The 25,801-nt window shown below is 67.6% G+C and carries 26 protein-coding genes and 1 pseudogene; 16 read left to right on the top strand and 11 right to left on the bottom strand.

All coding sequences use genetic code 11. The annotated features are described in order from the left end of the window. Nucleotides 1-25 precede the first annotated feature (25 nt). From J4E04_RS17355 to J4E04_RS17380, 6 genes are read right to left on the bottom strand one after another with little or no spacing between them, the layout of a single operon-like run. Entirely contained in the window at nt 26-1,156 is a 1,131-nt protein-coding gene (locus tag J4E04_RS17355; RefSeq protein WP_490149113.1) for an NAD(P)/FAD-dependent oxidoreductase, read from the bottom strand. After that, nucleotides 1,153-1,350 carry a ferredoxin gene (locus J4E04_RS17360; RefSeq protein ID WP_027504376.1) on the bottom strand — a complete coding sequence of 66 codons (198 nt, stop codon included), beginning with the start codon at nt 1,348-1,350 and terminating at the stop codon, nt 1,153-1,155. The genes J4E04_RS17355 and J4E04_RS17360 overlap by 4 nt, the downstream gene beginning before the upstream one ends. Then, nucleotides 1,347-2,549, bottom strand: coding sequence for a cytochrome P450 (locus tag J4E04_RS17365; RefSeq protein WP_490149114.1), 1,203 nt, complete (start codon nt 2,547-2,549; stop codon nt 1,347-1,349). The genes J4E04_RS17360 and J4E04_RS17365 overlap by 4 nt, the downstream gene beginning before the upstream one ends. After that, nucleotides 2,539-4,086 carry a bifunctional 3-(3-hydroxy-phenyl)propionate/3-hydroxycinnamic acid hydroxylase MhpA gene (gene mhpA / locus J4E04_RS17370; protein ID WP_490149115.1) on the bottom strand — a complete coding sequence of 516 codons (1,548 nt, stop codon included), beginning with the start codon at nt 4,084-4,086 and terminating at the stop codon, nt 2,539-2,541. Before mhpA ends, J4E04_RS17365 begins: the two co-directional genes overlap by 11 nt. Beyond that, nucleotides 4,083-5,018, bottom strand: coding sequence for a fumarylacetoacetate hydrolase family protein (locus J4E04_RS17375; protein ID WP_490149116.1), 936 nt, complete (start codon nt 5,016-5,018; stop codon nt 4,083-4,085). The genes mhpA and J4E04_RS17375 overlap by 4 nt, the downstream gene beginning before the upstream one ends. Beyond that, nucleotides 5,015-6,181 carry a VOC family protein gene (locus J4E04_RS17380; protein ID WP_222639717.1) on the bottom strand — a complete coding sequence of 389 codons (1,167 nt, stop codon included), beginning with the start codon at nt 6,179-6,181 and terminating at the stop codon, nt 5,015-5,017. The genes J4E04_RS17375 and J4E04_RS17380 overlap by 4 nt, the downstream gene beginning before the upstream one ends. Before the next feature lie 242 nt (nt 6,182-6,423). Between J4E04_RS17380 and J4E04_RS17385 the strand changes: the two genes are divergently transcribed. The 4 genes from J4E04_RS17385 to J4E04_RS17400 all read left to right on the top strand — a co-directional run bounded on the left by J4E04_RS17385 (nt 6,424) and on the right by J4E04_RS17400 (nt 10,383). Next, nucleotides 6,424-7,641: an MFS transporter gene (locus J4E04_RS17385; protein WP_027504381.1), complete on the top strand. Its 1,218-nt coding sequence runs from the start codon at nt 6,424-6,426 to the stop codon at nt 7,639-7,641. A 28-nt stretch (nt 7,642-7,669) separates the two neighbouring features. Further along, on the top strand, nt 7,670-8,332 hold the full coding sequence (locus J4E04_RS17390; protein ID WP_490149117.1) for an SDR family NAD(P)-dependent oxidoreductase: 663 nt from the start codon (nt 7,670-7,672) through the stop codon (nt 8,330-8,332). Between the two features lie 81 nt (nt 8,333-8,413). Beyond that, nucleotides 8,414-9,460 (top strand): NAD(P)-dependent alcohol dehydrogenase, encoded by a 1,047-nt coding sequence (locus J4E04_RS17395; RefSeq protein WP_490149118.1) that lies wholly within the window; start codon nt 8,414-8,416, stop codon nt 9,458-9,460. 62 nt (nt 9,461-9,522) lie between these two features. Next, nucleotides 9,523-10,383 (top strand): helix-turn-helix transcriptional regulator, encoded by an 861-nt coding sequence (locus J4E04_RS17400; protein WP_056446493.1) that lies wholly within the window; start codon nt 9,523-9,525, stop codon nt 10,381-10,383. 62 nt (nt 10,384-10,445) lie between these two features. Here the strand turns inward: J4E04_RS17400 and J4E04_RS17405 are convergent, their stop codons facing one another. After that, a complete protein-coding gene (locus J4E04_RS17405; protein WP_490149119.1) occupies nt 10,446-10,805 on the bottom strand; it encodes a VOC family protein in 360 nt (119 codons plus the stop codon). A 174-nt stretch (nt 10,806-10,979) separates the two neighbouring features. Between J4E04_RS17405 and J4E04_RS17410 the strand changes: the two genes are divergently transcribed. From J4E04_RS17410 to nhaA, 3 genes are all read left to right on the top strand, one after another. Continuing rightward, complete coding sequence (locus tag J4E04_RS17410; protein WP_222650912.1) at nt 10,980-11,852, top strand: alpha/beta fold hydrolase; 873 nt, start codon at nt 10,980-10,982, stop codon at nt 11,850-11,852. A 147-nt stretch (nt 11,853-11,999) separates the two neighbouring features. Next, nucleotides 12,000-13,787 (top strand): BCCT family transporter, encoded by a 1,788-nt coding sequence (locus J4E04_RS17415; protein WP_490149120.1) that lies wholly within the window; start codon nt 12,000-12,002, stop codon nt 13,785-13,787. A gap of 25 nt (nt 13,788-13,812) precedes the next feature. Then, nucleotides 13,813-15,135: a Na+/H+ antiporter NhaA gene (gene nhaA, locus J4E04_RS17420; RefSeq protein WP_027504387.1), complete on the top strand. Its 1,323-nt coding sequence runs from the start codon at nt 13,813-13,815 to the stop codon at nt 15,133-15,135. 1 nt (nt 15,136) lies between these two features. Here the strand turns inward: nhaA and J4E04_RS17425 are convergent, their stop codons facing one another. Together J4E04_RS17425 and J4E04_RS17430 are read right to left on the bottom strand one after the other, a co-directional pair. Then, on the bottom strand, nt 15,137-15,520 hold the full coding sequence (locus J4E04_RS17425; protein ID WP_222646663.1) for a MerR family transcriptional regulator: 384 nt from the start codon (nt 15,518-15,520) through the stop codon (nt 15,137-15,139). A gap of 79 nt (nt 15,521-15,599) precedes the next feature. Beyond that, nucleotides 15,600-17,105, bottom strand: coding sequence for a SulP family inorganic anion transporter (locus tag J4E04_RS17430; protein WP_490149121.1), 1,506 nt, complete (start codon nt 17,103-17,105; stop codon nt 15,600-15,602). Between the two features lie 129 nt (nt 17,106-17,234). Between J4E04_RS17430 and J4E04_RS17435 the strand changes: the two genes are divergently transcribed. The 3 genes from J4E04_RS17435 to J4E04_RS17445 are packed head-to-tail and all read left to right on the top strand — an operon-like array spanning nt 17,235 to nt 19,092. Further along, nucleotides 17,235-17,597: an ArsR/SmtB family transcription factor gene (locus J4E04_RS17435; protein ID WP_490150567.1), complete on the top strand. Its 363-nt coding sequence runs from the start codon at nt 17,235-17,237 to the stop codon at nt 17,595-17,597. Beyond that, the gene (gene arsB / locus J4E04_RS17440; protein ID WP_307095744.1) at nt 17,594-18,682 is read left to right on the top strand and encodes an ACR3 family arsenite efflux transporter; all 1,089 of its coding nucleotides are present in this window, start codon (nt 17,594-17,596) and stop codon (nt 18,680-18,682) included. Before J4E04_RS17435 ends, arsB begins: the two co-directional genes overlap by 4 nt. After that, the gene (locus J4E04_RS17445; protein ID WP_490149122.1) at nt 18,682-19,092 is read left to right on the top strand and encodes an arsenate-mycothiol transferase ArsC; all 411 of its coding nucleotides are present in this window, start codon (nt 18,682-18,684) and stop codon (nt 19,090-19,092) included. The genes arsB and J4E04_RS17445 overlap by 1 nt, the downstream gene beginning before the upstream one ends. A 57-nt stretch (nt 19,093-19,149) precedes the next feature. On the opposite strand, the gene J4E04_RS17450 is transcribed toward J4E04_RS17445, so the two are convergent. Both J4E04_RS17450 and J4E04_RS17455 read right to left on the bottom strand, forming a co-directional pair. Next, complete coding sequence (locus tag J4E04_RS17450) at nt 19,150-19,776, bottom strand: DUF305 domain-containing protein (RefSeq protein ID WP_490149123.1); 627 nt, start codon at nt 19,774-19,776, stop codon at nt 19,150-19,152. A gap of 85 nt (nt 19,777-19,861) precedes the next feature. Then, complete coding sequence (locus tag J4E04_RS17455) at nt 19,862-20,293, bottom strand: hypothetical protein (protein ID WP_490149124.1); 432 nt, start codon at nt 20,291-20,293, stop codon at nt 19,862-19,864. A gap of 276 nt (nt 20,294-20,569) precedes the next feature. Between J4E04_RS17455 and J4E04_RS17460 the strand changes: the two genes are divergently transcribed. From J4E04_RS17460 to J4E04_RS17485, 6 genes and pseudogenes are all read left to right on the top strand, one after another. Continuing rightward, nucleotides 20,570-22,723, top strand: coding sequence for an MMPL family transporter (locus tag J4E04_RS17460; protein WP_490149125.1), 2,154 nt, complete (start codon nt 20,570-20,572; stop codon nt 22,721-22,723). Nucleotides 22,724-22,748: 25 nt separating this feature from the next. Then, on the top strand, nt 22,749-23,168 hold the full coding sequence (locus J4E04_RS17465; RefSeq protein WP_027504396.1) for a DUF302 domain-containing protein: 420 nt from the start codon (nt 22,749-22,751) through the stop codon (nt 23,166-23,168). 60 nt (nt 23,169-23,228) lie between these two features. Further along, nucleotides 23,229-23,498, top strand: a complete 270-nt coding sequence (locus J4E04_RS17470; protein ID WP_027504397.1) for a metal-sensitive transcriptional regulator — start codon at nt 23,229-23,231, stop codon at nt 23,496-23,498. Further along, nucleotides 23,495-23,731 (top strand): hypothetical protein, encoded by a 237-nt coding sequence (locus tag J4E04_RS17475; protein WP_490149126.1) that lies wholly within the window; start codon nt 23,495-23,497, stop codon nt 23,729-23,731. Before J4E04_RS17470 ends, J4E04_RS17475 begins: the two co-directional genes overlap by 4 nt. Nucleotides 23,732-23,749: 18 nt before the next feature. Next, nucleotides 23,750-24,418, top strand: a pseudogene (locus J4E04_RS17480) (serine hydrolase); the annotation flags it as partial. 53 nt (nt 24,419-24,471) lie between these two features. Continuing rightward, complete coding sequence (locus J4E04_RS17485; protein ID WP_490149127.1) at nt 24,472-25,659, top strand: SGNH/GDSL hydrolase family protein; 1,188 nt, start codon at nt 24,472-24,474, stop codon at nt 25,657-25,659. Nucleotides 25,660-25,801 lie beyond the last annotated feature (142 nt).

A 25,801-nucleotide genomic window follows, 5' to 3' on the forward strand; every position in this document is an offset into this window, starting at 1 on the left:
CGTTCGCGCAGTGCCGCATCGGTGATCACGACACCATGCGTCGCAACAACCCGACAGCCTTCTTCATCCCGTAGGCCACGACGGTCCTGCGACCGTCGTCGTGCGTCCACTCGAGGAGAGCCGAGCCGTCCTTCACCGATCCCTCCAACACGGTGGGTGCACCGACGAGAGGCAGCGGACCGACGACCTTGATGGACAATCCCAGTACCTCGGTCCAGAAGTAGTCGTCCGTCGGTGCGCACCGGGCCGGCACATCCAACACCGATGCCGCGGCGACCCTGCCCTGCGCGATCGCAGTGGACCAGAACGGGGTACGGCGAACCCGGCCGTTCTCGTCCGAGCCACGAGTGACGTCTCCCGCAGCGAACACACCCGGCACCGCGGTCGCACAGCGGTCGTCGATGTCCACGCCGCCGCCGTCACCGATCCCGCTGCCGTCGAGCCAGTGCGTGCCGGGGACCTCACCGACACAGCTGACCACGAGATCGGCCGTCGACTCGATGCCGTCGATCCGGACCCCACCCACCGGATCGCCGATCAACTCGACGGGCCGGTCCACCCGGCGGACGTCGACCGAGCGTGCAGCCGCCCGTGCGGTAATCGCCTCGGACAGGAACGGGCCGAGTATCCGCTGCAACGGCGGATCCACGTCGATGACCGTGACCGGAACATCGCGTGCCGCACAGGCACTCACCACTTCCATCCCCAGGAACCCTGCGCCGACGACGATCGCGGACGTCGCATTCTCCAGCCGCTCCCGCAGCAGACGAGCATCGGCAAGGCTGCGCACCACCAGCTCACCGCTCTGGTCGGGTGCAGCCAGTCTGCGAGCGTCCGCCCCCGTCGCCACGATGAGAGCGTCGTACGGAACGTCCTCACCCTCCGCGAGAGTGATCACTCGTCGCCCGACATCGACTCCGGTCGCCAGCGCGGTGACGGCGGTCAGGTCGAGATCGGACAGGTCCCAGACATCGGACGCACCGATGCCCTCCGCGAGAACGCGTTTGGACAGCGGCGGCCGGGCATAGCAGCCGTCGGGATCGCATCCGATCATGGTGATCGGACCGTCGTGACCCAGCGCTCGGAGTTCACGTGCGGCGGTACATCCGGCGATGGAATCACCGACGATCACCACACGGCGTGCGGCACCGCTCACGCGCGCTCACGCAGCGCCGCGACCGGACAGACACTCACGGCGGATCGAGCACCGGGCACCAACTCGTCCGGGACGTCCGCGCCGTCGTAGGCATGGTGCAGCTCGCCCTCGTCGTCGAGGCTGAACACCTCCGGCGCCTGCTCTGCGCAGATGCCGTGTCCCTCGCATCGATCCCAGTCGACATCGACGATCATGACGATCTCCTCTCTGCTGCGACCAACCTCAGTGGGAGGCGGTCGAATCGGTGGATGACGTTGTTCACCGCACGCGACGGTGTGCCCGTGAGTTCGATGCTCTCGACGCGCTCGGCCAGCACTCGCAGCATCGTGGACGCCTCGAGACGAGCGAGCCCCTGACCCGCGCATCCGTGCACGCCCGATCCGAAGCCGAGTTGACGGGACGCATCGCGGGTGATGTCGAAGGAGTCCGGGTCGTGCCACTCGCGGGGGTCACGGTTCGCCGACGCGTAGAGCACCAGCACTCGCGCGCCCCGAGGAATGATCGCGTCGCCGATGGTCTCCTGGCGCACCGCCCTGCGGGAGAACGCACGGATCGGCGACTCGTATCGCACGACCTCGTTGACCGCGTTGGGAATCAGGGACGGATCCTCGCGGACCGCCTGCCACTGGTCCGGATGGGTCGCGAACAGGTGCAGTGCACCGGAGATGGCGCCGATGGTCGTGTCCAGCGACGGTCCGAGGTAGTCGATCATCAACGCCGGGCACTGCGATCTCTCGATGCGCCCCTCGTCGGCCGCGGCGAGAACGTCCGCACCCATGCTGCCCGGCAGCACCGAGCGTTCACGGACCACCCGGCGGGAGTAGGCCATCATCTCCGACGCTGCTCGGGTCGCCGTCACCGCGTGCCGGTTCAGGGGACCGAGCGCATCGAATGTCGCTCCGGCCCAGCGCAGCAGGTCGCCACGGCCGTCCTCCGGCCACCCGACGAGATCGGGAACGATCGACGTCGGGAGCGCGGTGGCCAGGTCGTCGACTCCGTCGATGCACTGCTGCGTCAGCGCCGCGTCGACGATCTGCTCGGCCTTGTCCTGCACCGCCGACGCCATCTTCCGGACGGCCTTCGGAGTGAGACGATGTGCGAGCACGGATCGCTTCAACGCGTGCTCGTCGCCGTCACTGTTGAGCGTCGTTCCACGACCGAGTCTGTTGGCGACGGGATTCAGCGCGACACCGTCGCCGGAGACGAACGTGCCGTCGTCGAGCAGCGTCGACTTGCATTCCGCGTAGCGCGTGATCGCGTGAACCTTCTGGCGAGTCAGCCACACCACCGGACCCAGAGCCCGCATCTCCGCATAGTGCGGGTACGGATCGAGAATGGCCGCGGTGGAGTAGATGTCCTCGGTGTAGCAAGGAAGTGCCGTGTCAGCTCTCATCGGCGCGTCCGATCGTGTTCGGGGGCAACGGGCTCGGCGACGGCGGTACAAGGGTGTGGAGGGCGGACAGTGACTGCGCGGTCGCCATCACCGTCCGGTCGGGGCGGACCAGAGCGGCGGACACCCGTCCGCGGCGTAACCATCTGCCGTGGTCGGAGCCGGGGCTGACCAGAAGGACCTCCGCGCCGCGGCGGGCGATCTCCTGACGTTGCGCAGGTTCGGGTTTCACGGTGGTGACCACTGTGAACCGGTATGGTGCCACGGCATCGAAGCGAACACCGCGCTCGGTCGGCGCGTTGGGGCACAGCGTTCCCTCGAGCCTGCGCGGCGACATCGATCCACGTCGCACGAACATCGACGGGTGCAGACGCGGAGTCGCGCTGTCCGTGACGACGGAACTCAGTCCGGGAACACGTGTCACCACCGGGAACACCCGGCGACGCAGACCCGCGACCCTCTCACCGCCGCCGTTCATGGCCCATCCGACGGCAACTGCCTGGCGGATCATGGCGCGCGCGTGCGGTACTCGTTCCTGCTCGTAGCTGTCGAGAGCCGCCTCGGGCAGAGATCCGCCCAATACCCCGGCCACCTTCCAGGTCAGGTTGTAGGCGTCACGCAGACCGGCGCCCATCCCCTGGCCGATGAACGGCGGTGTCAGATGCGCCGCGTCGCCCAGCAGGAACACCCGTCGATCACGCCACCGGTCTGCGAGCTGGGCCCGGAACGTGTACTCGGTGACCCGGACGAGCTCGAGATCGGTGCGCGGTGCTCGGCGCAGCCACGGGTCGAGCAGCGATGCGAGTGCATCCAGATCCGGGAAGTCGTCGACGGTCTCGTGTTCGAGAAGTTCGAATTCCCACCGATAGCGAGTCTGGCCGATGCGCATGAACGTGCCCGCGCGGTGCGGATCGCACAGCTGATGCACCCCGTCCCACAGGCCGGGGTCGACGGGACTCGACGCGTCGACCACCAGCCACCGCTGTTCGGGCGCAAGAGTCCGCATCGTCGTTCCGAGCGCGGCCCGCACCGCGCTGTTCGCACCGTCGCACCCGAGCACCACGTCCGCCGTGACGGCGCTGCGTTCGCCCGTGGCGACGTCCTGGACGATCACCTGCACGTGGTCCCTCATCGTGGCCACGTCGGTGATCTCCACGCCGCCGCGAAACTGCACGTGAGGATTCCGCGTCATCGCCGATCGCAGGATGCGCTCGAGCTCCGGCTGGTCGAACATGTTGGCCGGAGGGAAGCCGTGGGGACGGGAATCGGGATCACGCTCGAACTCGGCGATGGTGTCCATGGCGGGGTCCACCAGGCGCAGGCCGCGTCCGGGGCGGGAGATCTCGGTGAACGCCTCCGCGACGCCGAGGTCACCGAGAATGCGGTGGACCTCGTCGTCGAGGTGGACGGCACGCGGCTGCGGGAAGATGTCCTCCCACCGGTCGAGTACGAGGCACTCAATGCCGTGCCGACCGAGCAGTGAGGCTGCCACCATTCCGGTGGGTCCCGCGCCGACGACGACGGCCGGGTGGTGCGTCACGCGTACCGCACCGTCGTGCGCTGCATCCCCAGGTCGAGCATCGCGTCGTCGGTGGCGATGGTCACCTCCACCACGTCACCGTCCTGCAGGTAGGCCGGGTTGCTCGCCTGACGCTTGAAGAAGGTCTTCCACTTCACGGCCGGCGGCAGCAGAGCGCCGATGATCTCGATGGGCTTCGGTGGCGCCTTCAGGGCCGTGCCTCCCGGAGTGCCGGTCAGGATCAGGTCGCCCGGGTCGACACGCTGGAATCCCGTCAGGGTCCGCAACGCTTCCGTGGGTCGGTAGATCATGTCTCGCACCGTACTGTTCTGCCGGATCTCCCCGTTGACGCGCAGCATCAACCGCAGTTGCTCGAAACGATCGAGGTCGCCGTCCTCGAGAACCAGGAGGACGGGGCCGACGGGGGTGAAGGTCGGGTAGGACTTCGCCTCGTAGAACTGGGTCTTGGGCAGCTGGACGTCGCGGGCCGACACGTCGTTGGTGATCACCAGTGCCGCGATGTGGTGGGCGACCGTCGTGTCGTCGATCGTCGATCCGACGGGAAGGGTCGTCCCCACCACGAGCCCGATCTCCACCTCGTAGTCGAGCAGGGTGACATGGGCCGGACGGACGATGTCGGCGGTCGGTCCGCTGATCGACCCCGACGACTTCCGGAAGAAGGTCAGTGGCACCGTCTCCGGATTCATACCGGAATCCTTCACGTGCGACACGTAATTGGTCATCTGTGCCACCACTCGACACGGCGCGGTGACGGGCGAGACTAGCTCGAGCGATGCCACGGGGACGGTCTCGCCACCGGCAGCGGCAGCATCGACGGCCGACCGGTCTGCGAGCAGGTCCGCGGTGGTGGTCGCTGTGGTGTCCACCCGAACGGCACCCTCGCGGGTCTGCACCCACCATCCGTCGGCGGTGCGGAGAACGGCGATGCTCATGTCGAGGCTACTTTCATCAGGCCGAGAAGGCGTTCGGAGTCGAATTCGTTGTCGCTGCGCAGTCCGGTGAGGATGGATCGCAGTTCCGACAGGGACCGCTTGTTCGGTGCGATTCCCAGGAAGTCCTTGCTCGCGGGTGGTCCCCACTGCGCGAGACCGGACGCCGTCATCGGCGCCCAGCCCGGTTCGAGCGTGGCGTCGAAGCGGTCACCGTCGCTGAAGTGCTCGACGAGGAAGCCGTCCGGGTCGCGCCAGTAGTCGAAGATCTGACTGCCCTGGATGTGCCGACCGATCCCCCACGAGTGCCGGTAGCCGCGCTCGGTGAGATAGCGGCTTCCCGCACCGATGGCGTCGAGATCGCACACCTGGTACGCCGAGTGGACGTAGCGGTCCGACGGCCCCAGCGTCATCGCGAGCGTGTGGTGGTCGGTCGGTTCGGACCCCCGGTCGCAGCGGATGAAACTCATGACCGGTCCGCGGTGACGTTGCCCGTCGTAGTAGAGGAAATCGCTGACGATCAGGCCCAGGTGTTCGAGGTACCAGGTCAGATTCTCGAGATAACGCGTGCGCTGCAGCACCACGTGACCGAGCCGTTCCACGAGGGCGGGCTCGTGCGGTGGCCGCTGCGTGGCATTGGTGCGCGTGATCCCCGCGTCGTCGAGCGCCCCGAAGTTGTAGTCGTGGGTGCGCTGACCCGGCAGTGGGCGACCGTCGTCGAGATCGGCGACCACCCGCACCGGCTGGCCGCTCGGATCCGTCACGGTCACCCCGATCCCCCCGATCGACTCGGGCAGCCGCTCGACGCGATGACCCGTCGCGCGGGCGAGGCGCAGCACGTCGGCGGACTCGGCGGCACGGAAGGCTGCACCGACGTAGGACGTCCGGCGCCCCTTGCGGATGATGACGCACGGCGCTCCGTCAGCCAGCCCGCGCAGATGCAACTCGTCGCCGGTCCGCACGGTGACTCCGAAGCCGAATGCTTCCGCGAACGTCTGCGCGCGGTCCAGGTCGGGCTTGCGGAACTCGAGCCAGGCGATGTCCTGGACCTTGATCACCGGGTTCATCGCACGACCGGGATGCTCACCCGGCAACGCACCCTGATCGACGTGCATCCCCTGATGCCCGTCGACGTCGCGAGTTCGGTGCGCGTGATCGATCGTCATGGCCGCTCCTGAAGTAGATGATCACATCGTCACTCATGATCGGATCGCCCGTCAAGACTTTCTGATGAAATCATCACAAGGTGGTGTTCGAGTGGGAAGCACGGTGCTCGAGCGCTGACTCGTGTGCAGCGATCCGCGGTATCCGCGGATCACTGCACACAGGTGGCTCGGGAGCGAGAGGTTCCCTGTCAGGGTCTCGTTGCGCCGCGAGGACGTCGATAGCGTCGATAGCGTCGACGACCGTGCCTTCCACCACCGAACGTCGACCGCTGCCCTTCCTCGTCTCTGTCCTGGCGATGGGCACGTTCCTCATGGGCACGTCCGAGTTCGTCGTGGCCGGGTTGCTGCCCGACATCGCCGGCGACCTGGCCATCGGGATCTCCGAGGCGGGTCTCCTGGTCACGGCATTCGCGATCGGCATGATCGCCACGCCGGCGGTGGCGGTGGCAGTGCTTCGAGTTCCCGAGCGCACGACCCTGCTGCTCTCGCTCGCCGTGTTCGCCGCCGGACATGTCGTCGTGGCACTCACCGACGAGCTCTCCGTCGTCCTCGTCGCCCGCTTCGTGACCGCGCTGGTGACGGGGGCGTTCTGGTCGATCGCAGCGTCCGTCGGTGCTCGAGTGTCCGGCCCGGACGACGCCGCGCGTGCCATCGGCATGGTCCTCAGCGGCGGCATCCTGGCGACCGTCATCGGCGTGCCCCTCGGGTCCGTCGCCGGTCAGCTCGTCGGGTGGCGTGGCCCGTTCTGGATCCTCGCCGGGCTGGCGCTGCTCGCGACCGTTCCCGTCGCTCGCATCGTTCCCGGCGGTCGCTCCGCCTCGACCACCGTCCCGCTGCGAGAGCAGACGGCGGCACTGATGTCGCGGCGCCTGTGGGTGGTCATGGCTGCCTGCGTCCTCGTCACCTCGGCCGTGATGTCCACCTACTCGTTCATCGCCCCGCTGCTGACGGAGCGCGCGGGCCTGTCCGCCGAACTCCTCCCGGTGGGTCTCGCGATCTTCGGCGTCGGGGCCGTCACCGGCACACTCGGCAGTGGCCGGCTCGCGGGCCGCGCGCCGTACGGGACTGCTCTGAGCGGGGGCATCGCCGTCGTGGCAGCACTCGCCCTGCTCGGCGCGGTGTCGGACCACGCAGCACCGGCGATCGCACTTCTCGCGATCGCCGGTCTCGCCGGTCTCGGCATGAACCCGGTCCTCATGTCGATGGCCGTCAGGTTCGCCGAGGGCGCACCCACCCTGGCCACGTCGCTGTGCACGTCCATGTTCAACCTCGGCACCGCGATGGGGAGTGCGGTCACCGCGCGGGCCATCGGCGTGTTCGGCCCGGCCTCGATCCCGGTCGTCGGCGCAGCGTTCGCTGCCGCGCTGCTCGTTCCGCTGGCTACCCTCGTGATCATGGCCAGGCCCGGACACGGCCACCGCGCCGGCACCACCCCGCAGCACGACGCACTGGTGTCCTGACTTCCACTCGATCAGAGGAGTAACGACCATGACCACGATCGCCATCATCGGTGCGGGTGAGGGACTGGGAGCCGCCGTCGCTCGCCGCTTCGGCCGCGAGGGGTTCTCGGTCGCCCTGATCTCACGAGAGCAGGGCAATGTCGACCGCATCGCCGACTCGCTGGGCGATGCCGAGATCACCGCCGCGGGCTTCGCGGCCGACGTCCGGAACCCCGAGTCCCTGACCACCGCGCTGGACTCGGCGGCCGAGCGACTCGGACCGGTCGAGGTGCTGCAGTACAGCCCTGTCCCGGCAAGGGAATTCATGAAGCCGGTCCTCGAGACACTTGTGGCCGATCTCGTCGGTCCGGTCGAGTTCTCCATCTACGGACCCGTCACCGCGGCGAACTGGGCACTGCCGGGAATGCGGTCGCTGGGACGCGGCACCGTGCTGTTCGTGAACGGAGGCAGTGCAGTTCGTCCCGGCGCGACCGTTGCCGGAACGTCTATCGCGTTCGCCGGCGAGAGCGCCTACGCCCAACTGCTGCACGACGCACTCGCACCGGAGGGGCTGCACGTCGGCCAGCTGATCATTCCGCGGGGCATCGGCGCGGGTGAGCCGTCGCACGAACCGGACGCGCTCGCGGAACTATTGTGGACCATGCACACCGAGCGCGGCGAATTCCGCACGTTCGCAGCACCTCTGGACTGACCGTCTTGACGAGAGGTGCCCTGCGGGAACACCCTTCGTCAGGGACTCCCTCGACCGCCGATGCGGGTGTCGACTGGAGACATGACCACTCCCGTGAAGGCGTACGCCGCCACCGCAGCAGACGAGCCACTGTCTCCCTACACCATCGACCGCCGCGATGTCGGACCTCACGACGTCCGGATCGACATCGCGTTCGCCGGAATCTGCCACTCCGACATCCACACCGCCCGCGGCGAATGGGGCCCGGTTCCGTACCCCCTCGTCGTCGGCCACGAGATCGCGGGAATCGTGGCCGAGATCGGCTCCGAGGTCACGAAACACGCGGTCGGCGACCGCGTCGGCGTCGGCTGCATGGTCGGCTCGTGCGGCGAGTGCACCCAGTGCGTCAAGGGATTGGAACAGTACTGCCTCGTCGGCAACATTCAGACCTACGGCAGCACCGACCGTGACGGCACGGTCACTCAGGGTGGCTACTCGCAGCAGGTCGTCGTCACCGAGCACTTCGTCGTCACGATTACCGAGGGCATCGAGCTCGACGCTGCGGCGCCGCTGCTGTGCGCCGGCATCACCACGTACTCACCGCTCCGCCACTGGGGCGCAGGACCCGGCAAGAAGGTCGCCGTTGTGGGGATGGGTGGACTCGGGCACATGGCCGTGAAGCTCGCGCACGCCATGGGAGCCGAGGTCACGGTCCTGTCGCAGTCGCTGGCGAAGCAGGAAGACGGACTACGTCTCGGCGCGGACCACTACTTCGCCACCGGCGATCCGGACACGTTCACCGAGCTCGCCTCCACGTTCGACCTGATCATCAACACCGTCAGCGCGTCGATCGATCTGAACGCACATCTGTCGCTGTTGGCCGTCGACGGTGCCATGGTCAACGTCGGCGCGCCGGCGGAACCACTCCCCCTGCACGTCTTCTCGCTCATCCCGCACCGCCGTACCTTCGCAGGATCCGCCATCGGCTCGATCGCGGAGACTCAGGAGATGCTCGACTTCTGCGCCGAGCATCGTCTCGGAGCCGAGATCGAGGTCATCTCCGCAGACAAGATCAACGATGCGTGGGAACGGGTGCTCGCCTCCGATGTCCGCTACCGGTTCGTCATCGACACGGCGACACTGGCCTGACCGCGCGAGGGGTGTCATGACAGGGCCTCCCTCATCGCCTCCGGTCGTCCTACGCTGAATTCATGGACACCAAGGCCGAGGTTCGCGAGTTCCTCATGACCCGCCGCGCGAGGTTGACACCGGAGGCAGCGGGCATCACGACCAGTGGTACCCGTCGGGTGGCCGGCCTGCGTCGCAGCGAAGTGGCGTCGCTGGCCGGCCTGTCGGTCGAGTACTACGCCCGCATCGAGCGCGGCGCCATCGGCGGCGCATCGTCGTCGGTGCTCGACGCGCTCTCGCGCGCCCTGCAGCTCACCGACACCGAACATGCGCATCTGCTCGATCTGGCTCGCGCGGCCGACGGTGTCCCCACGTCGGGACGCCCCCGTCGCAGGGCGGAGCGCATCACCCCACCTCGCATCAGCCTGCAGTGGGCACTCGACTCCATCACCGACGGCGTCGCTTTCGTGCGCAATCGACGGCAGGATCTGCTGGCCACCAACGAACTGGGAAAAGCGTTCTACGCGCCCGTCATCGGTGACGGCGGCCGGGTGCCCAACCTGGCTCGGTTCCAGTTCCTCGATCCGCTGTCGCGGGAGTTCTATCCCGACTGGGACCTGTTCGCGCAGATGTGTGTCTCCATCATGCGTGCGGAGGCCGGCCGGGACCCACACGACAAGGGCCTGCAGGACCTCGTCGGCGAACTGTCCACACGCGACGAGACCTTTCGCAGGCTGTGGGGAGCACACGACGTCCGCACTCACGGCGCCGGGACCAAACGCTTCCACCATCCCGTCGTCGGCGAGGTCCACCTCGCCTACGAGGAACTGGTGATCACCGCGGACCCCGGTTCCGTCCTCATGGTCTACACAGCGGAGCCCGGATCCCCGAGCGCGGATCGACTGCGACTGCTGGGGTCCTGGTCGACTGAAGCAGCCCGCTGATCGTGGAATCGAGCCCGGAATCCGAGGTCTCGATTCCACTGTCGTGATCGCGTCGCGACGGTTCAGGACGACGCCCACACACCCAGCACGGTGCCGCTCGGATCGGCGAAGTGGAACCGTCGTCCACCCGGGAAGTCGTAGGGGCCGGACACCACCGATCCGCCTGCGGCCTCGACCGCCTCGGCCGATGCGTCCAGGTCGTCGGAGTAGAGCAGCACGAGTGGTCCTCCCGCCGGCGCGGGGGTCTCGACCACGGCCAGCCCACCGACCTCGGCGCCGTCGGCTCCCACGATGCCGGCGTACGTCGGGCCGTAGTCGACGAACGTCCATCCGAAGGCACCCGCGTAGAAGGCCCGAGCGACCGTCAGGTCGGTGACCGACAGCTCGGTGTAGTCGATGCGGTGGTGCCTGGTCGTCGCCATTGCCCGATCATGCCGGTCGAGCACGCCCGGCGCGTGTCCTTCCGCGGGACCTCTGTCGCCGAGTGGCAACCCGCCGACCGCACGAGTAGTGTCCTCCCACGGTGTGCCGGGAAGTCTGGTCGGCGGTCGCTTCCGCGACCCCGAACGACGTCCAGCAGGAAGAGGCACCTCGACATGATGCTCGCCGTCGACACGGGCACGTACCGGACCACAGCAGGCCGAGACGCCGTGCAGGAATGGTGCCGACGCAGACTCGCCGACTGGTCCACGCCGCACACCGTTCGCCGGATCGACACCTCGCTCGGCTCGACCGTCGTCACGTCCGTCGTTCGACCCGACGCGCAGCGCACCGTCGTGGTGGTGCCCGGCGAGCTGTCCTGCGCGGCACTTCTGACGCCGCTGATCGATGCGATGCCCGACGCCACGGTGCACGTCGCCGACATGCCCGGCCAGCCCGGGCTCAGTTCGGGGGTGCGCCCGCGCCGGGGCCGGGCCTCGGCCGACTACGGTCGCTGGCTGGAGGACACCCTGACGCAGATCGGCGCCCCGCGGCCGGTTCTGCTGGGCATCGGGAGCGGCGCCGCGGCGGCCCTCTCCGCCACCTGCCGATCGTCGGTCGGCGCGATGGTGCTGGTCCGTCCCGAAGGCATCGTCCCGGTCTCTCGCCCCGATGGGCGGTTCCTGCGACGCCGCACGTCCGCGCACAGCACCTCCAGGGCGGTGGCCGCACTCTGCGGACAACATTTCCGTCCGGACGACGACCTGGTGGAATGGCGACTTCTGGTGTCGACGCACTGCGCCGGAACGCGCGCGGATCGCCACATCTCGGAGCGGCGGCTCGCGGAATGGAGCCGCGCGGTGCCGCTCGAAGTGGTGGCGGGATCGTGTGATCCGGTACTCGACCACCGTCGACTGGACGACCAGGTGTGGGAGATCACCGGTCGGGACACGACGGTGCTCGACGACTGCGGTCACCTCCCGGAACACGAATGCCCGCGGGCGCTCACCGCCGCGGTCGAGCGGGTCGATCGACGGGTCCGGACGTAGCGGATTCGCGTCCACCCCGGCCTCACCGCCATGATCGACTGACCGATCGTCTATTTCTCAGGATGTGAACAAGTGAATTCAGTACGATCCGCCTGGCGCGGAATACGCAAACCGGTATTCATTCCCGCGTCCGCGATCATCGTCGCCATGATCGTTTTCTCCGTCATTTTCGCGGGTACCGCTGCCGACGCCTTCGAGGCCCTCAACGGGGCCATCACCGATGGTGTCGGATGGTGGTACATCCTCACGGCGACGGGATTCGTCGTGTTCGCTCTGTACTGCGGCGCCAGTCGTATCGGCAACATTCGCCTCGGCCGCGACGACGAGAGCCCCGAGTTCGGCGTCCTCTCCTGGTTCGCGATGCTCTTCAGCGCCGGCATGGGCATCGGCCTGGTGTTCTACGGCGTCGCAGAACCGTTGTCGCACTACATCACTCCCCCGGTTGCCGGGGGTGTCGACGGATCGACCGACGCGGCCGCCAATCAGGCCATGGAGCTCACCCTGTACCACTGGGGTCTGCACGCATGGGCGATCTACGTCGTCGTCGGTCTCGGACTCGCGTACATGACCTACCGCAAGGGCCGCCCCCTGTCGGTTCGCTGGCTCCTCGAGCCACTGCTCGGACGGCAACGGATCGAGGGCGGTATCGGTCACGCGATCGACGCGATCGCCATCATCGGAACGCTGTTCGGCGTCGCGACCTCACTCGGTTTCGGTGTTCAGCAGATCTCCGCCGGTCTGTCCTACCTCGGCTGGGTGGAGACGAACAATTGGCTGACCATCGCCCTCATTGCCTTCGTCACGTTGCTCGCCACGTATTCCGTCGTCTCGGGTGTGTCGAAGGGCCTGAAATGGCTCTCCAACATCAACATGGCACTCGCCGCCGGCTTGGCTGTGTTCGTCCTGATCGCCGGACCGACGCTGTTCCTCATGCAGTCGTGGGTGCAGAACCTCGGTGGGTACGTCCAGGCGCTGCCGGAATTGATGCTCCGTACATCGCCTTTCGCCGAGGACGGGTGGGCCGGCGCCTGGACCATCTTCTACTGGGGATGGTGGATGAGCTGGGCACCGTTCGTCGGCATGTTCATTGCACGGATCTCGCGCGGCCGCACGATCCGCGAATTCGTCTTCGGCGTGCTGCTCGCACCGACTCTCGTCGGCTCGCTGTGGTTCACCATCTTCGGTGACTCCGGAATCCTCCGTCAGCGCAACGAGGGCACCATGCTCGCCGACGACGGAACGGTCGGCACGGACACGAGCCTGTTCCAGCTTCTCGACGGTCTTCCGCTCGCGACCGTCACGAGCGTTCTCGCCATCGCGGTGATCGTGTTCTTCTTCGTCACCTCCTCGGACTCCGGCTCGCTGGTCATCGACATCCTCTCCACCGGTGGTGATCTCGACACACCCAAGATCACCCGCGTCTACTGGACCGTGCTCGAGGGCGTCGCTGCCGCTGTTCTGCTGCTGATCGGTGGATCCGGATCACTCACGGCCTTGCAGACGGCGTCGATCGCGACCGCGGTGCCGTTCTCGATCATCATGGTGCTGGCGTGCGTGTCACTCCTGAAGGCCTTCCGCTACGAGGTGGCCACCACGCCGTCCTATGTCCGGATCACCCCTGCCGGAGATGCACCGCCCGTGGACCGCACGACACCGGCGCGACGGCCGGAGCGCGGCGGTATCTCCACCACGTTCGCCGGTCTGTCCCCGTCGAAGGACGGCCTGTCCACTCCGTCCGGGCTGCTCGCGGTCCAGTCGGTACCGCAGAGCCGACTTCAGATCGACCCGGACACCGGCGCCGTTCAGTACTCGGAGCACGACGAGCCGGTCGATCCGCTCGGCGGCGAGGTCTTCGACACCCCCGAGTTCGCGGACTCCGCCGAAGGCGAAGCCCACCAACGCCGTACCGACGCCACCGCGTACGACAACTCCTGATCGTCAGAGCACCGAAGGGCACCCCATGACGTCATCCTCGCCACCTCCCACGCGTCGCAGTCTGCTCTCGCGGGGGTCGTGGTCCGAAGCCTCGCGCATCACCGACGTGCTGCGCAAGGAGACCGTCGGGGGTGCCCTGTTGCTGGTCGCCACGGTGATCGCTCTCGTCTGGGCCAACTCCCCGTGGTCGGCCGCCTACGACACGCTCATGGCGACACGAGTGGGCCCGTCCGCGCTCCACCTCGATCTCACTCTCTCCACGTGGGCCGCGGACGGCCTGCTCGCGATCTTCTTCTTCGTCGTGGGCCTCGAACTCAAGCGCGAGTTCGTCGCCGGCGACCTCCGCGACCCGGCGCGTGCGGCCCTGCCCATCGCGGCCGCGATCGGCGGCATGGCCGTGCCCGCACTGATCTTCGTCGTCGTCAATCTGCGCACCGGTGACGGCGCATTGCTGGGGTGGGCCATTCCCACCGCGACCGACATCGCCTTCGCGGTCGCCGTTCTCGCCGTCGTCAGCACGCACCTACCGCTCGCGTTGCGCACCTTTCTGCTCACGCTGGCCGTCGTCGACGATCTCCTCGCGGTGACGGTGATCGCGATCTTCTACACCGCCGACCTGAACTTCGTGGCGCTCGGCGCCGCGATGATCCCGCTCGCCCTCTTCGCCGTCGCCGTGCAGCGACGGATCCGGTCGTGGTGGATTCTCATTCCCCTCGCGGTCGTCACCTGGGTTCTCATGCACGAGTCCGGCGTTCACGCCACGGTCGCCGGCGTGCTGCTCGGATTCGCGGTGCCGGTGATCCGCAGCCGCGCCGCCGGCGGTCCGGAGGCCGGACCCGGTATGGCTGAACACTTCGAACATCGCATCCGACCTCTCTCTGCCGGTGTCGCGGTGCCGCTCTTCGCATTCTGCGCCGCCGGCGTGACCGTCGGCGGCGTGTCGGGCTTCTTCGAGGCGCTCGGCGACCCGATCGCCATCGGCATCGTCGCGGGACTGGTGGTCGGCAAGACCATCGGCGTGCTGGGCACCACGTATCTCGTGTCCCGCTTCACCCGTGCCACTCTCGATGCCGGACTCGCGTGGCGTGACGTGTTCGGCGTCGCCGTTCTCGCCGGCATCGGTTTCACCGTCTCGCTGTTGATCGGCGACCTCGCCTTCGGTGAGAGCACCGAGCGAGACGATCACGTCAAGGTCGGAGTGCTGACCGGATCGGTGATCTCGGCGTGCATCGCCGCCGCGATTCTGCGCAGCCGCAACCGCGCGTACAAGCTGATCCACGAGGAGGAGACCCGCGACGACGATCACGACGGCATCCCCGACGTGTATCAGCGCCGCGAGGAGAGCTGACTCAGAGTTCGGTGACCGGCCTGCGGGCCGCGAGCAGAGCTGCGAACTCCTCGCCGTAGGCGAGATGGCGTCGCAACGTCTCGCACCGGTCCAGCGCCTTGTCGTGGCACTGGTCGACGAATTGTGTTGCGGCAGTTCGGTCCTCGTCGTCGGCATCGCCGTTCCCGAGGACGTCGAGGGCTGCGAGCAGCTCGCCCATCTCGGCCAGCGTGAACTCCAGCGGCTTCATTCGCCGGATCACCAACAACCGCTCGACGTCGGCCTCGGTGTAGAGCCGGAATCCGCCGGCCGATCGCGCCGACGGGACGACGAGACCCACCGAGTCGTAGTGGCGCAGTGTGCGAATGGACAGTGCCGTGCGCTCGGCGACCTCACCGATCTGCATGCTCTCGCCCACTGTCCCGCTCCTTCGTCGTACGTCGAGTGTGCGTCGACTCTAGTTCCGACCCGGAGACCGGGCCCGATCAGTGTCCTGCGCCGAGGTTTCCGCTGAGCCGGTCCCGTCGTTCCACGGACGACGCGTTCAGCCCCACGATCTCGACCTTCTTGCCCCTCGCCGCGTACTTCGTGGTGACGGCATCGAGCGTCGCGACCGTGGAGGCGTCCCAGATGTGGGACTCCGACATGTCGATGACGATGTTCGCGGGGTCACCGACGTAGTCGAACTGGTGGATCAGATCGTTGCTGGAGGCGAAGAACAGCTCTCCCAGGACCTTGTAGACGCGCGTGTTCTCGTCCGGGTGCGCCACGTCGACCACCTCGGTGAGGTGCGCGACCCGCCGCGCGAAGAGCACCATCGCGGTGACGACACCCACGACGACGCCGTAGGCCAGATTGTGGGTCGCGACGGTCACGGCCACTGTGGCGACCATGACGAGCGTCTCGCTCTTGGGCATGCGCCGCAGGGTCGACGGACGGATGCTGTGCCAGTCGAACGTGCCCACCGAGACCATGATCATGACCGCGACCAACGCGGCCATCGGGATGAGTGCCACGATGTCGCCGAGTCCCACCACGAGGATCAGCAGGAACGTTCCGGCGAGGAAGGTCGAGATCCGGGTACGTGCGCCGGAGACCTTCACGTTGATCATGGTCTGGCCGATCATCGCGCAGCCGCCCATGCCGCCGGTGAAGCCCGTGACGAGGTTGGCGACACCCTGGCCCCAACCCTCGCGGGTCTTGTTCGAGCGCGAATCGGTGATGTCGTCCACCAGCTTCGCGGTCATGAGTGATTCGAGCAGACCCACCAGTGCGATGGCGAGCGAGAACGGCGCGATGATCGACAGGGTGTCGAGGGTGAACGGCACGTTCGGGAGCAGCAGCGTCGGAAGCGAGGACGGCAGCTCGCCCTCGTCGCCGACATCGGGAACCTGCAGCGCGAACACGAGGGTGGCGGCGGTGAGCATCACGATGGCGATCAACGGTGCGGGCACTACGGTCGTCAGCTTGGGAAGGAACACCATGACCACGAGACCCACTGCCACGAGGGGATACACCAGGGCGGGCACGCCGATGAGGTAGGGCAACTGCGACGTGAAGATGAGGATGGCGAGCGCGTTGACGAACCCGACCATCACGCTGCGCGGAATGAAGCGCATCAGCTTCGCCACTCCGACGACGCTGAGCACGATCTGCAGGACGCCACCGAGGATCACGGCGGCGATGAGGTAGTCGAGGCCGTACTCGCGTGACAGTGGCGCGACGACGAGGGCGATCGCTCCGGTGGCGGCCGAGATCATGGCCGGACGACCGCCGACGATCGAGATGGTGACCGCCATCGTGAAGGACGCGAACAGTCCGACGCGGGGATCGACACCGGCGATGATGGAGAACGAGATCGCCTCCGGGATCAGCGCCAGCGCGACGACCAGGCCCGCCAGCACCTCGGTCTTCAGACGACGAGGTGAGCGCAGCGCGGCCAGCACCGAGGTGTCCTCGGGTGGGGCGACGGTCGAGCCGGCGTGGGACATGACGAGCCTCTTTCACGGTGCGGGACTGCCGGAGGCCGAGCACGGCCCTCCGCTGGGGCGGAACTCTACTCTCACCGGAGAGTAGAGTGCGAATTGACCGAGACCATCGACAACCGTCAATATAGAAGAATGTCGAATCAGTCAGAGCCCGACACGGGTGTCCGATGCTCGCCCCTGGTTCGTGAACCTCTGACCGAGCAGCAGTCGCACATCCTCGCGTCGATGTTCAAGGCGCTGGGCGACCCGGTCCGGTTGCGCCTGCTCAGTCTCATCGCGAGTCACGACGGTGGTGAGGCGTGCGTGTGCGACATCTCGGGATCCTTCGACCTGTCGCAGCCGACCATCTCCCACCACCTCAAGGTGCTTCGCCAGGCCGGCCTGCTCGGCTCCGAGCGGCGCGGAACCTGGGTCTACTACCGCGTGATTCCCGCTGCGCTGCAGCAGTTGTCGGCCGTCTTGGCCACCGTCGACCCGACGCTGGTGACCGCATGAGCACCGCGGCGAACACCAGCGACCACCCCGCCGTCGTCGGCAAGCTCTCCACCCTCGACCGCTTCCTGCCGGTGTGGATCGGCGTCGCGATGGTCGTCGGGCTCCTGCTCGGACGACTGATCCCCGGGATGAACGACGCCCTGTCGTCCATCTCCGTCGACGGCGTCTCCCTCCCGATCGCGATCGGCCTGCTGATCATGATGTACCCGGTGCTGGCCAAGGTCCGCTACGACCGCCTCGACACCGTCACCGGTGACAAAAAGCTCCTGCTCGGTTCTCTCGCTCTCAACTGGATCCTGGGCCCGGCCTTGATGTTCGCGCTGGCCTGGCTGTTCCTCCCCGACCTACCGGAGTACCGCACCGGACTCATCATCGTCGGACTCGCCCGCTGCATCGCGATGGTCATCATCTGGAACGACCTCGCCTGCGGCGACCGCGAAGCCGCCGCCGTTCTCGTGGCGATCAACTCGGTGTTCCAGGTGATCATGTTCGCCGTCCTCGGCTGGTTCTACCTCTCCGTGCTCCCCGGCTGGCTCGGTCTCGACCAGACCACCATCGAGGCATCACCGTGGCAGATCGCGAAGTCCGTGCTGATTTTCCTGGGCATCCCGTTGATCGCCGGATTCGCCTCTCGGTACTTCGGCGAACGCGCCAAGGGCCGCGACTGGTACGAGACCTCGTTCATCCCGAAGATCGGGCCGTGGGCGCTCTACGGACTGCTGTTCACCATCGTTGTCCTCTTCGCCCTGCAGGGCGACCGCATCACCTCCCAGCCCCTGGACGTCGTTCGCATCGCGCTCCCGCTACTGGTGTACTTCGCCGTGATGTGGGGCGGCGGATACGCCCTCGGCGCAGCGATGGGACTGGGCTACGAGCGCACGACGACCCTGGCGTTCACCGCGGCGGGCAACAACTTCGAACTCGCCATCGCTGTCGCGATCGCCACCTACGGCGCCACGTCCGGTCAAGCCCTCGCCGGCGTCGTCGGACCCCTGATCGAAGTCCCTGTGCTCGTGGGCCTGGTCTACGTCTCGCTGGCACTGCGCAGACGATTCTCACCCACCCGACAGACGAAGGAATCCTGATGTCCCGCAAGCCGAGTGTGTTGTTCGTCTGCGTGAAGAACGGCGGCAAATCGCAGATCGCCGCAGGGCTGATGCGCACGGTCGCCGGTGACGATGTCGAGGTGCATTCCGCCGGGACTGCCCCCGGCAGTGCAGTCAACGCTCTGGCCGCCGAGTCGCTGCGCGAGGTCGGAGTCGATCTCACCGGTGAGCACCCCAAGCCGATCGATCCGGATCTGATGTCCCGGATGGACTACGTCGTCACCCTCGGCACCGAGGCGACCGTCGACCCGGTCGAGGGACCGACCTACCTGAACTGGGACACCGACGAGCCGTCGACGCGAGGCATCGAGGGCATCGAGCGGATGCGCCTGGTGCGCGACGACATCGCCTCGCGCGTCGACGAACTCGCGGCGCGCCTCCGGAACTGACACGGGCCGCACCCGATGGCCGCCACTCCCGTCGGAGTGGCGGCCGTCGGCCGGAGGTCAACCGAGAAGTTGTTCCATCCTGGCGATCTCGGCGTTCTGCGTGTCGACGATCGTGCGAGCCATCGCGACCGCGTCGTCGTTCGAGCCCTCTTCGATCTCCGTCTCCGCCATGGCGACCGCACCTCGATGATGGTCGATCATCATCGTCAGCCACCGCTGGTCGAACTCGTCGCCGGACAAGGCCGTCAGGGAGGCCATGTCCTGCGAACTCATCATTCCGCTCCCCGACCCGTGGTCCATGCCCTGCATGTCGTCGGGCGATGCAGACGGAGACGGCTGACCCCACTCCGCCAGCCAGGAGGCCAACTGGTCCATCTCGGGTCCCTGCGCGTCCGCGATCTCGTCGGCGAGCGTGACCACGTCCGGGTTCGTGGACCGCCCGTCGACCATGGAGGCCATCTCGACAGCCTGAGCATGGTGCGGGTACATCATCGATGCGAACGCGACGTCGGCGTCGGCGAAGTCCGCAGCGGGATCCTGAGACGGCGCGGACTCCATGGATGAGGAACCCATCGAGTGGCCCTCCATCGACGCGGACGACCCGTCGTCGCCACAACCGGCGACGAGGGCGACTCCGATCGCGGCAGCGGCGAGTGTGGTGACTGTCGTGTTCTTGACATGCATGGGCGTACTCCTGAGGTGTGTCGAACGGAAAAGGGGTCTGAATCGACGTGCGATCCGCCGGGGCATCACTGCCCCGGGCTCCCCGTCACACCCGCAGAAGTACCGAGTCGTCCAGCGAGGACAGCGCCCATGGTGCTGCTCGACCTGCGCGGGCGACGATCACGACGACACGGTCGGATGCGTCATCGAGCGCCGGCAGGCACTCGACGGCCCCGATCGGGACCGACATCGGCGGGAACGAGGTGACCGTCCCGATGCACGGATGCATCATGTCGTGACCGCCGGGACACGGCAGTCGCTCCGCCGCCGGACCGGGCTCCGCGATGTGCGTGGCGGCGTCAGCGTGGACCTCCGCGTCCATCGACGCGTGGTGGTTCGGCATCGCTTCATGGGCCGCGGCGGTCTGGACGGCCACCACCATGTGCATCAGCACCACGCTCAGTGCGATCAGGACGACCCACCACAGCATCGGCACAGCGGCGATCACCGAACGTCGTCGCCGAGCACTGTGAGACACAGGCTTCAGCGTACCGACAAGTACCCCCTGGGGGTACTTGGGCGGTCTTCGCACCGACACCCGGCAACCTCGGTCAGATACCCCAGGGGGTACTTGCATACCCCCCCTCGTATGTGACACGGTGTGCGCAGTACAGCGGATCGAACGCGGAAGGAGTGTCCTGTGGGCCCCCTTGCCGAATGCTCACAGTTCCACCGCTGAGCACACCCTCACACCACTTCTCGACGATGGCCGATCCAGGCCGCTCGGATACCCCCACCCGTATAGGAGTCCACCGTGTCCCAGTCCGACACCGTCGCCGGATCCCGGCCAGGCGACCACCACGACAGTGCCCCCGGCCGCCTCGGCCGGTGGGGCGCAGCCATGGTCACCCGCCGCCGCTGGGTCTTCGGCACCTGGCTGATTCTGCTGATCGCCCTCGGATCCGCTGCACCGTCGGTGTTCTCGTCCCTCGCCGGCGCCGGGTGGCAGGCGAACGGATCGGAATCGGTGCAGGTCCGCGAGCTCGCCGAGGAGCACTTCGGCGGCAACTCCTCCGCCGCGGTGCAGGTCGTCGTCCACAGCGACTCCGGTGCGCTGAGCGACCCGGCAGCGACCGCCGCGCTCACCGGCGCGACCGACATCCTGAACGCGGACCCACGTTTCGGTGAGATCGTGCCCCCGCAGCCGGGGATGACGATCAGCCCGGACGGACGCACCGGCATCCTCATCGCCGGCGCCGACGGCACCACCGACGAGATGGTCACCGCCGTCGACGACGTCAAGGACCAGCTCACCGCACTCTCCGGCGACGGTGTCGAGGTCTACCCCACCGGAGCGTCGGCGCTGTGGTCGGACTTCAACAAGGCCAACCACGACGCGATGATCCAGGCCGAACTCATCTCCTGGCCCGTCACCCTCGCCATCATGGTCCTCGCGTTCGGCTCGCTCGTCGCCGCCGGACTCCCGCTGCTCTTGACCATCGCCGGTCTCGTCGCCTCCGCCGGCGGGCTGGTCCTGCTCAACGAGATCACCCCGATCTCGGTGTGGGCCATGAACTTCGCCATGATGTTCGCCCTCGCACTCGGCATCGACTACGCACTGTTCCTCGTCGCCCGCTTCCGCGACGCCCTGCGCTCCCGCGATCCCCGCGCGGCCGTCGCAGAGACCATGGACACCGCCGGCAAAGCCGTGGTCCTGTCCGGACTCACCGTCCTCGTCAGCCTGTCCGCCGTGCTGATCGTCCCCGCCCCCGCAGTGCGGACCATGGCCGTCGGCATCATGCTCGCCGTCACCTTCGTCCTGCTCGCCACCCTCACCCTGCTCCCCGCCGCCCTCGGCGCGCTCGGACCGAAGGTCGATGCCGCGTCCCTTCCCTACGCCAAGCGTCAGCAGCACCGCTCGTCGGTGTTCGCCGCGTGGGGCGCTCTCCTGCACAAGCACCCGTGGCCGTTCGCGCTCGCCTCGATCGGGGTCCTCGTCGCACTCGCACTGCCGGTCCTGGGCCTGAAGGTCGCGATGCCGTCGATCTCCGTCGTCCCCGAGGACGCACCCGTGCGGCAGGGCTACGCCCTCGTCCAGCAGCAGTTCGGAGACGGCGCCCCCGGCGCACTGCAGATCGTCGTTCCCTCGGCCGGCGCCGCCGACACGGCCGCCGCCGCGGCGCAGATATCCGGAATCGCCATGGTCACCCCACCGCAACCCGCCGCCGACGGCTCCGGCTACGCACTCCTGCAGGCGATCCCGGCGGTCGACCCCTCCGACGAGTCGATGAGCACCATCCTCGCCGACCTGCGCGGCGAGCTCCCGGAGTCGGCGCTGGTCGGTGGCGCACCCGCGGAGAACCTCGACCTGCAGCAGGCCCTGAACGACTATCTGCCGCTCGTCGTCACGATCATCCTGATCCTCGGGTTCGTGCTGCTCCTCGTCGCACTGCAGGCACCCTTGATCGCGTTCCTGGGCACCGCGGTCAGCTTGCTCTCCACCGCCGCCGCGTTCGGCGTCGCGAAGCTGATCTTCCAGGACGGGCACGGCGCCTCGCTGCTCGGCTTCACTCCGCAGGGCTTCCTGAACGGGTGGGGACCGGTGTTCTTCTTCGCGATGATCTTCGCCATCGCCATGGACTACACCGTGTTCCTCCTTGCCACCGCCAAGGAGCACGTCGAGCGCACCGGCGACGCGACGACGGCGATGATCGACGGTCTCGCCCACTCCGGGCGGGTCATCTTCGCCGCGGCCGCGGTGATGGTGGCGGTGTTCTTCACCTTCGCCCTCGCCGACCCGCTCCCGCCGAAGGAGATGGGCATCATCCTCGGCGTCGCCGTGCTTCTCGACGCCATCCTGATTCGGTTGATCCTGCTGCCCGTCCTGCTCCGACTGACCGGCTCCGCCGCCTGGTGGTTACCGGCCTGGCTCCGCAAGGCCCTCCCGTCCATCAGCTTCTCCCACTGACACCCCCGACCGAAGGACGACACTCGTGACCATCGCTCTGACCACCACCCTGACCGACACCGACTTCGACACCGCCGTCCAGCGCACCCGAGACGCCCTGGCAGAGCAGGGTTTCGGCGTGCTCACCGAGATCGACATGCAGGCCACCCTGAAAGCCAAGCTCGGTGAGGACATGGAGCGCTACCTGATTCTCGGCGCGTGCAACCCGCCCCTGGCCCACCGCGCCGTCGGCGTCATGCGACAGATCGGCCTGCTGCTCCCCTGCAACGTCGTCGTCCGCGAGGACCCGGACAACGCCGACGTGATCATCGTCGACGCCATGAACCCCGACATCATGGTCCAGTCGACCGGAGTGCCGGCGCTCGGCGACGTCGCCCACGACGCAGCGACCAAGCTCCGCGCTGCCATCGCCACGCTCGCCGACGAACCGGCACCCGGACACTGAGACTCTGATGCCCCCGGGGGTACCATCGACAGCTCACGGCAGTTCTGACAGGAGTTCATCATGGTCGGCGACGACGACAGCATCGCACTGGTACTCAACCGACTCCGGCGCGCCAACGGCCAACTCACCGGGGTCATCTCGATGATCGAGAACGGCCGCGACTGCAAGGAGGTCGTCACCCAGCTCGCCGCCGTCTCGCGCGCGCTCGACAGGGCAGGGTTCAAGATCGTCGCCACCGGCCTGCGCGAATGTATGACCGGTGCCACCGCCGACAACAAGGAACCCATGACCGAGGCGGAACTCGAGAAGCTGTTCCTCGCACTCGCGTGACGAGACGAGCACTCCTGCACACGGCGGCCCGACCGCGCGTCGCGCTCGCTGCCGTCGCCCTGGCCCTCACCGCGTGCGCTCCCTCGGGCGGTGTGCCCGTCTCGCCGGCTCCCACGTCGAGTCGAGCAGAGCGCGACGACGTCTCGACCGGACTGCAGGCTGTCGAGGAGCGCTACGACGTGACGGTGGGTGTCAGCCTCCTGAACACCGGGACCGGCGAGACGATCAGCTAGCGCGGAGCCGAACGTTTCGGTTTCGCTTCGACAGTGAAGGTGTTCCTGGCAGCCGAGTTCCTGCGACGAACCCCTGAGGACGCTCGGGACGACCTCGTGAGGTGGACCGCGGCCGACATCGAGCGCGCGGGATATTCACCGGTGACCACGGCACGTCTGGACACCGGACTCACGGCGGCCGAGTTGGCGGAAGCGGCCGTGCGGGAGAGCGACAACACGGCGACCAACCTCGTGTTCGACCAAATCGGCGGTCCCGCAGAGCTCGATGCGGCTCTGTCCCGACTCGGCGACGTTGTCACGGACATCGTCGACGTGGAGCCGGGCCTCAACACGGTCGGACCCGACAGCACCGGAAACACCACCACCGCCGACGCGTTCACGACGAGTCTGGCCGCACTGCGGGGTGCCGGCTCGTCGACCGATGCCGACGCAGCGACCCTGGCCGAGTGGATGAGCGGGAACGCCACCGGCGGCGCACTCGTCCGCGCGGGGGCGCCGAGCGGATGGACGGTGGCCGACAAGTCGGGTGGCGCCGGGGCCGTGCGGAACGACATCGCCGTCGTCACACCACCCGGCCGTCCCCCGCTGGTACTGACGGTGCTGACACGGAAGAACGACGCCTCGGCACCGTACGAGGACGCCGCGGTGAGCGAGAGCGCCGCGGTCGTCCTGAACACCGTTCGGTAGCCCCTGAACACCGTTAGGTAGCCCCTGAACACCGTTAGGTAGTCTCGGAAAGTATGATCACCGCACCACTCAACGACGACATCGTCCTCGGTGCAGCCGAGCTCGAACGCGTGGATCGGGGCGTGCGCCCACACCGGCTCCCCCGTGCCGTCCGGCAACGCGATGCGGACCCGCAGCTCGCGATGATGGAGGCGCAACCGTCCGGAGTGCGTATCGCCGCGCGCACGACCGCCGTCCAGATGGTCCTCGAGGTCCACACCACGCGCATGACCTACCGGGGTGTGATGCGCGACCGGGGCGCCGTCGACGTGGTGGTGAACGACTCGATTCTTCAGTCGCACGTGCTCTCGGGCGGTGACACCGTCGAGATCGATCCGACCACCGGGACGAGCACGGTCCACCCGGGAACGACGGAACGCATCACCCTCACCGATCTGCCGGCCGGGGAGAAGACGGTCGAGATCTGGCTCCCCCACAACGAACAGGTGGATCTGGTCTCGCTGTCCGCTGATGCCGTTCTGCACCCGGCGCCGACGAGCGGACCGAGGTGGCTGCACCACGGCAGCTCGATCAGCCAGGGATCCAACGCCGCGAGCCCCACGCGCATCTGGCCTGTCGTCGCGGCCCGTCGTGCCGGCGTTCGGCTGCGCAACCTGGGTTTCGGGGGCAGCGCCTTCGTCGATCCGTTCATGGCTCGCGTCGTGCGGGACTCCCCCGCGGACGCCATCAGCGTCAAGCTGGGCATCAACGTCGTCAACCTCGATGCAATGCGCCTTCGTTCGTTCGTTCCCGCAGTTCACGGGTTCCTCGACACCGTCCGCGACGGGCACCCGACCACACCGCTGCTGCTGATCTCGCCGATCCACTGCGCGATCCACGAGAACACTCCGGGACCCGGGGCGATCGATCCCGACTCGTTCGCCGCCGGCTCCGCGAGATTTCGCGCGACGGGCACGGAGGGCGACATCGCGCTCGGACGCCTGACACTTCGCGTGATCCGTGACGCGCTCGCTCAGATCGTCGACAGTCGATCGGACGACCCGAACCTCCACCACCTCGACGGACTGCTGCTCTTCGGCGAGGACGACGAACGGCGCCACCCACTTCCGGACAACCTGCATCCCGACACCGACGCCCACGCCGTCATGGGACAGCGTTTCGCGGACATCGCCTTCGGCCCGTCAGGGCCGTTCGCGCCGACGACGACAGACGACGTGCCCGACGACGCGTCGAGAGGGTGACGGTGGCTACGGCCGGATCCGCCGCCACCTCGGGCGTCGACGAGTTGCCGGACGGTGTGTGGAGTCGCGGCGGCCCGGGTATGACTCGTTCACCATGACCAGTGGGCGCGTTGCAGTCGTTCGCGCAACCAGAAGGGACAAC

The organism is Rhodococcus sp. NFXS4 (assembly GCF_058139645.1).

Excerpts from the sequence above, each read along its gene's own strand:
- J4E04_RS17380 (WP_222639717.1), bottom strand. The coding sequence starts at position 6,181 with ATGACGATCGATCACGCGCACCGAACTCGCGACGTCGACGGGCATCAG.
- J4E04_RS17430 (WP_490149121.1), bottom strand. The coding sequence starts at position 17,105 with ATGTCCCACGCCGGCTCGACCGTCGCCCCACCCGAGGACACCTCGGTG.
- J4E04_RS17390 (WP_490149117.1), top strand. The coding sequence starts at position 7,670 with ATGACCACGATCGCCATCATCGGTGCGGGTGAGGGACTGGGAGCCGCC.
- J4E04_RS17470 (WP_027504397.1), top strand. The coding sequence starts at position 23,229 with ATGGTCGGCGACGACGACAGCATCGCACTGGTACTCAACCGACTCCGG.
- J4E04_RS17445 (WP_490149122.1), top strand. The coding sequence starts at position 18,682 with ATGTCCCGCAAGCCGAGTGTGTTGTTCGTCTGCGTGAAGAACGGCGGC.
- arsB (WP_307095744.1), top strand. The coding sequence starts at position 17,594 with ATGAGCACCGCGGCGAACACCAGCGACCACCCCGCCGTCGTCGGCAAG.
- J4E04_RS17415 (WP_490149120.1), top strand. The coding sequence starts at position 12,000 with ATGATCGTTTTCTCCGTCATTTTCGCGGGTACCGCTGCCGACGCCTTC.
- J4E04_RS17395 (WP_490149118.1), top strand. The coding sequence starts at position 8,414 with ATGACCACTCCCGTGAAGGCGTACGCCGCCACCGCAGCAGACGAGCCA.
- J4E04_RS17425 (WP_222646663.1), bottom strand. The coding sequence starts at position 15,520 with ATGCAGATCGGTGAGGTCGCCGAGCGCACGGCACTGTCCATTCGCACA.
- J4E04_RS17450 (WP_490149123.1), bottom strand. The coding sequence starts at position 19,776 with ATGCATGTCAAGAACACGACAGTCACCACACTCGCCGCTGCCGCGATC.
- J4E04_RS17365 (WP_490149114.1), bottom strand. The coding sequence starts at position 2,549 with ATGAGAGCTGACACGGCACTTCCTTGCTACACCGAGGACATCTACTCC.
- J4E04_RS17400 (WP_056446493.1), top strand. The coding sequence starts at position 9,523 with ATGGACACCAAGGCCGAGGTTCGCGAGTTCCTCATGACCCGCCGCGCG.
- J4E04_RS17375 (WP_490149116.1), bottom strand. The coding sequence starts at position 5,018 with ATGAGCATCGCCGTTCTCCGCACCGCCGACGGATGGTGGGTGCAGACC.
- J4E04_RS17410 (WP_222650912.1), top strand. The coding sequence starts at position 10,980 with ATGATGCTCGCCGTCGACACGGGCACGTACCGGACCACAGCAGGCCGA.
- nhaA (WP_027504387.1), top strand. The coding sequence starts at position 13,813 with ATGACGTCATCCTCGCCACCTCCCACGCGTCGCAGTCTGCTCTCGCGG.
- J4E04_RS17485 (WP_490149127.1), top strand. The coding sequence starts at position 24,472 with ATGATCACCGCACCACTCAACGACGACATCGTCCTCGGTGCAGCCGAG.
- J4E04_RS17435 (WP_490150567.1), top strand. The coding sequence starts at position 17,235 with ATGTCGAATCAGTCAGAGCCCGACACGGGTGTCCGATGCTCGCCCCTG.
- J4E04_RS17405 (WP_490149119.1), bottom strand. The coding sequence starts at position 10,805 with ATGGCGACGACCAGGCACCACCGCATCGACTACACCGAGCTGTCGGTC.
- J4E04_RS17360 (WP_027504376.1), bottom strand. The coding sequence starts at position 1,350 with ATGATCGTCGATGTCGACTGGGATCGATGCGAGGGACACGGCATCTGC.